The following is a 4,236-nucleotide window of genomic DNA, read 5'->3' as shown; positions in this document are numbered from 1 at the left end:
AGGGAACGGACGTCGTACCGACGTCCTCCTGGGTGCCCCCTGTAACCACGAGGTGTCCCTATGTCCCGTTTTATCCTGGGTAACTGCGTCGATATTATGGCCTCCTTTCCGGAGCGCGCCGTTGATTTCATCCTCACCGATCCCCCGTATCTGGTCGGTTTTCGTGACCGTTCCGGGCGCAGTATTGCCGGTGACAAAACTGACGAATGGCTGCAACCCGCCTGCAATGAGATGTACCGCGTGCTGAAAAAAGACGCGCTGATGGTCAGTTTCTACGGCTGGAACCGCGTCGATCGTTTTATGGCCGCGTGGAAAAGTGCCGGGTTCAGCGTGGTCGGGCATCTGGTTTTCCCGAAAACCTACACATCGAAGGCCGCCTATGTGGGCTACCGCCACGAATGCGCCTATATCCTGGCGAAAGGCCGTCCGCCCCTGCCGCAAAACCCGTTGAATGACGTGATTGCGTGGAAATATTCAGGCAACCGCCACCACCCGACCGAAAAGCCTGTTACCAGCCTGCAACCGCTGATCGAGAGCTTCACACACCCTAACGCCATTGTTCTCGATCCGTTTGCCGGTTCCGGCTCCACCTGCGTGGCCGCCGTCCAGGCAGGCCGCCGCTATATCGGTGTTGAACTGATGGAGCAGTACCACAAAGCCGGAATTGAGCGCCTGTCCGCCGTGCAGCGCGCCATGCAGCGCCCGGCCGCCAACGATGTGTTTTATCCGGAGGCCGCGTAATGAACTATGCCGGACACGAAAAACTCCGCGCAGACGTGGCGGAACTGGCCAACAACATGAGTGACCTGCGGGACGCGCTGAACGACATGGAGCACCGCTATCGCTTTGACTCCGGGGTGCTGACTGAACGTCTGACCCGCCAGACCCTTTTTCGCGTCAATGCCCTGTTTATGGCGGCGTACAACGAAATTCTTGAGCTGGATGCCTGCTTTAAGGACTAAGGAGAAAAACATGTACGGAACCTGTGAAACCCTCTGCCGGTTGTTGAGTGAGCAGTATCCCGCAGAGACCCCGATGAATCTTATCGTCTGGACTCCGGAGGACATTGAGGCGCTGGCTGACGGGATGGAATGTACCGTTTCTGACCAGGACATAAAGGACGTTCTGGCGCGTCTGGACGCCATACCGGAAGAAGAACGGCTTGAGTCGGGCGTGTCTGCCAGTGCAGTCATGAATTTGATTGATCAGGTGAAACAGGCCGTTCCGGCGGTGATGGTGCCGGCTGACCTGCTTGAAACCCTGCTGACGACCGCCGAACAGGCGTTATGGCACAGGGAATGGACCGCCCGCGACGGCAATCATCCGGTGCCGGACAGCGTTGTCCGCCGCCTGGCTGACACGGCGAAAGTGCGCGCATTACTGAAAAACTGAAACACCACGCCGCCCCGGCGGCGTGAACTGAATCTGCTCAGAGGAACATAAGATCATGATGTATGGCACCCGTAAGGAACTGAATAAAAAACTGAAACGTATGTTTGGCAACGATGAACACTTTGCCCTGCTGGTCTGGACGAAGCAGGACGTGATGGCCCAGGTGGAGAACATGACGGAAAGCGAGGCCAGTGCGATTTTGCAGGAAATCGGCAGCGTGACCGGGCATACCGAGGAAGGCATTTCATTTCGCACGGTCCAGGAGATGTATGCCGGATTACGGGCCGAAATCCCGACTGTCATCGTTCCCGCCGATCTGCTGGCCCGCCTGACTGACGTCGTGGGGCTGGCGCTGGACACAGAAGATGCCCGGGCCTGGCCGCTTGTTTGCCAGCATTACCCGTCCGTGGCTGATGCCCAGGCCGATATCACGTGGCTCAGGCTGCTCCTGGCCGCCTGATGTGACTGACCGCCCCGCCCGTTCTGACGGGGCGACACTTCCCGTACAACATACAGAGAGAATAACCATGAATAACGATACCCTTAACGCCCTCATTCTGCGCCACGGCGACAATCTGCTGCGTCGGTCCGGCTGGCCCGACTCAATTGATATGACGCCCGTCGCACCCGATACCGTTCCCGGCTGGCTGGTCGCCTGCGGCTCTCTCAGCGGCGAGGAAATCCTGACGCTGACAGAGCAACTTTGCCAGCCGCTGACGTATGGCCGGGCAGCGCTGCTGACAGCCAGCGCCCGGCGTCTCGCCGGGACACCTGCGCGGTTGCATCTGTATCCGGTCCAGCGTTTCCCGCACCCGGAGCGGCTGGCTGACTGCCAGGTTATCCGGCTGCCTTATGCGCAGGAGTGGCTGACAGCGGCGGAATGTGACGACCTGCTGGCCTTCCTGAAAGATTTCATTGACCGGATATGTGACATCGTTCGCCAGGACGCGCAGCGCATCGCGGGGGCACTGGTGCCATCTGCCGCGCCGCGGCTGATGGAAAAACGTTTCGGAGACTGGCGACTGGTTGCGGACGAATACGGGCATGACAACTGGCTGGACAGTGAGGACGGGGAACTTCTGGATCAGGTACTGGACGGCATACTGGTCCGGGAGGCGCGGTTTTGTCCGGTTCTGCTCACCCTGGTCAATGAATCCCGGGAAGAAATCGAAGCGGCCGGAGTGATGACCGATCTCCTGCGTTTCCCGGGGGAACCGGTCCGCCGCTGGTTTGACCGTCGCGTGTTGCGGGATGTGCTGAACGAGGTCCGCAACACAGACCCCACAGGGGATTAAGTCAGGGAGGGAAGGGGGAAACCCCTTCTTTTATCCGCCGGTGACTCAGAAGCTGAAAAGGATGTCGCCGGCTCCGCTTTCATGGCGGCCCCGTCCCGGCGTGACGTGGCCTGGTGGTTTTCCACTCTGTCAGTCCGGTGTCGTGTGCGGGCTGTGCCGTGCATCCATCGTAGTCGGGCTGTCGTCGATACAAGGGTTCGCTGGCGCCGCTGCAGTCACCCGGTCCTTCCTTCACGTCAGCCGCGATCTTCCGGTCGTTCGCCCGCTCAGGTTTCACGGTCTCACCCTCCAGCTCCCGTCTGCCGTGCGCGTCAGGCTGCGGCTTCCCTTGCGCCCTTGTATCTCCGACCGATCGCCCGACTGGTCTGGATGCACGGCACCGCCCGGTGTCGCAGACCATGTGATTACGGAGGTTTACCATGCAATATGCAACACGTCAGCACACACTTAACGTCGAAGAATCCGACCGTCTTTCTTTCCTGCCGTACATGTTCGGCAACGATTTTATGCTGGCTGAATTACAGGTGTATGCCCTGGCAAAACAGTGGATGCCGGAATACAACGGTGGTTTCTGGCATTTCATCCGTCTGCCGGAAGGTGGCGGGTACATGATGCCCGACTGCGATCGGGTACACATGATCAACGGTGAAAACTGGTTTGATCGTACCGTCAGCGCCGACGCCGCCGGAATTATCCTGACGTCGCTTGCCATTAACCGCCGTTGCTGGACGCATCACGACTGCGGCAACGCCGCGCTCACACACCTGTATATGCTGCGTGATACCCAGCTCTGGAATCACATCGTTTTTCACCCTGAATGCAACGCCATTTATGCCGCGCTCGACTGATTAACCGACGGGGCGGCGATGCCGTCCCCTTTTAAAAAAGGATAAAACCATGTACGCACCCGTGAAAGAAATCATGACCGATCTCCTGAAATATAACCTGTCATCTGATGAAGCATTGCTGGTTCTCTGTATTACCCGTGAGGATATCCGTCTGTTAACCAGTGAGTGGCGTTTGTCCGAGGAGGATATTACGTGCGTCATGCAGCGGCTGGATGTGACATATGATCAGGGGGCCGATGTGAGCATGATCCGTCGCATCACTGAAGAAATGATGGACGAGCGCCGCGCACTACGTGATGTCAGCGTTCCGGCCAGTGCGCTGCAAAAAATAATGTTACTGGCAGGCAGTGAACTAAATCGGTTGTACGCCGTGGCAGAAGAAGGGGGCGGGAATGCAGAGGCATTTGTGGCTGAAGAAATGGACGCCATGCGCCAGTTACAGACCGCGATCGACGCATAAGAAGGAGTAACCCGTGAATATTAAACCGGAAACCCGCGACATTCTCCGCCAGTACAAAGCACTGATTAATGCCCGCCGCCGTGATGCCGGTCAGCGTGAACTGACAACCGCGCAGGTCGTGGATGAAATCTGCGAATACATGACCTGTCAGTGTGCCGTGTACATCGGCGGTCACTTTATCTTGCAGGGAGGAAAGGGCAGGTAAGCAGGATGGCAGGCGGTTATGCCGCCTGTCAGCCCG

Annotated in this window: 8 protein-coding genes; all 8 read left to right on the top strand. The window is 58.2% G+C overall.

What is annotated here, in order from left to right; genetic code table 11:
• The first annotated feature begins 60 nt into the window (after positions 1-60).
• The gene (locus FDW94_RS11690) at positions 61-741 is read left to right on the top strand and encodes a DNA methylase (RefSeq protein ID WP_137377627.1); all 681 of its coding nucleotides are present in this window, start codon (positions 61-63) and stop codon (positions 739-741) included.
• Positions 741-962 carry a hypothetical protein gene (locus FDW94_RS11685; protein ID WP_137377626.1) on the top strand — a complete coding sequence of 74 codons (222 nt, stop codon included), beginning with the start codon at positions 741-743 and terminating at the stop codon, positions 960-962. Before FDW94_RS11690 ends, FDW94_RS11685 begins: the two co-directional genes overlap by 1 nt.
• A gap of 10 nt (positions 963-972) precedes the next feature.
• Positions 973-1,392, top strand: a complete 420-nt coding sequence (locus FDW94_RS11680) for a DUF1380 family protein (protein WP_137377625.1) — start codon at positions 973-975, stop codon at positions 1,390-1,392.
• Positions 1,393-1,447: 55 nt separating this feature from the next.
• Positions 1,448-1,852, top strand: a complete 405-nt coding sequence (locus tag FDW94_RS11675) for a DUF1380 family protein (RefSeq protein WP_137377624.1) — start codon at positions 1,448-1,450, stop codon at positions 1,850-1,852.
• 67 nt (positions 1,853-1,919) lie between these two features.
• Positions 1,920-2,687, top strand: coding sequence for a hypothetical protein (locus FDW94_RS11670; protein WP_137377623.1), 768 nt, complete (start codon positions 1,920-1,922; stop codon positions 2,685-2,687).
• 419 nt (positions 2,688-3,106) lie between these two features.
• Positions 3,107-3,535, top strand: coding sequence for an antirestriction protein (locus tag FDW94_RS11660; RefSeq protein ID WP_137377622.1), 429 nt, complete (start codon positions 3,107-3,109; stop codon positions 3,533-3,535).
• A 49-nt stretch (positions 3,536-3,584) separates the two neighbouring features.
• Complete coding sequence (locus tag FDW94_RS11655; RefSeq protein WP_137377621.1) at positions 3,585-3,995, top strand: hypothetical protein; 411 nt, start codon at positions 3,585-3,587, stop codon at positions 3,993-3,995.
• Between the two features lie 13 nt (positions 3,996-4,008).
• Positions 4,009-4,200, top strand: coding sequence for a hypothetical protein (locus FDW94_RS11650; protein WP_080097997.1), 192 nt, complete (start codon positions 4,009-4,011; stop codon positions 4,198-4,200).
• Positions 4,201-4,236: the final 36 nt, after the last annotated feature.

This window comes from Citrobacter sp. wls757 (assembly GCF_005280935.1).
In the GTDB taxonomy this organism is placed as follows: domain Bacteria; phylum Pseudomonadota; class Gammaproteobacteria; order Enterobacterales; family Enterobacteriaceae; genus Citrobacter; species Citrobacter portucalensis.
The sequence above is the reverse complement of the archived record's forward strand: the minus strand, read 5'-3'. Positions and strand labels throughout refer to the sequence as shown.

Bases quoted from the DNA above. Each gene is read 5' to 3' on its own strand.
- FDW94_RS11690 (WP_137377627.1), top strand. From the start codon at position 61: ATGTCCCGTTTTATCCTGGGTAACTGCGTCGATATTATGGCCTCCTTT.
- FDW94_RS11685 (WP_137377626.1), top strand. From the start codon at position 741: ATGAACTATGCCGGACACGAAAAACTCCGCGCAGACGTGGCGGAACTG.
- FDW94_RS11680 (WP_137377625.1), top strand. From the start codon at position 973: ATGTACGGAACCTGTGAAACCCTCTGCCGGTTGTTGAGTGAGCAGTAT.
- FDW94_RS11675 (WP_137377624.1), top strand. From the start codon at position 1,448: ATGATGTATGGCACCCGTAAGGAACTGAATAAAAAACTGAAACGTATG.
- FDW94_RS11670 (WP_137377623.1), top strand. From the start codon at position 1,920: ATGAATAACGATACCCTTAACGCCCTCATTCTGCGCCACGGCGACAAT.
- FDW94_RS11660 (WP_137377622.1), top strand. From the start codon at position 3,107: ATGCAATATGCAACACGTCAGCACACACTTAACGTCGAAGAATCCGAC.
- FDW94_RS11655 (WP_137377621.1), top strand. From the start codon at position 3,585: ATGTACGCACCCGTGAAAGAAATCATGACCGATCTCCTGAAATATAAC.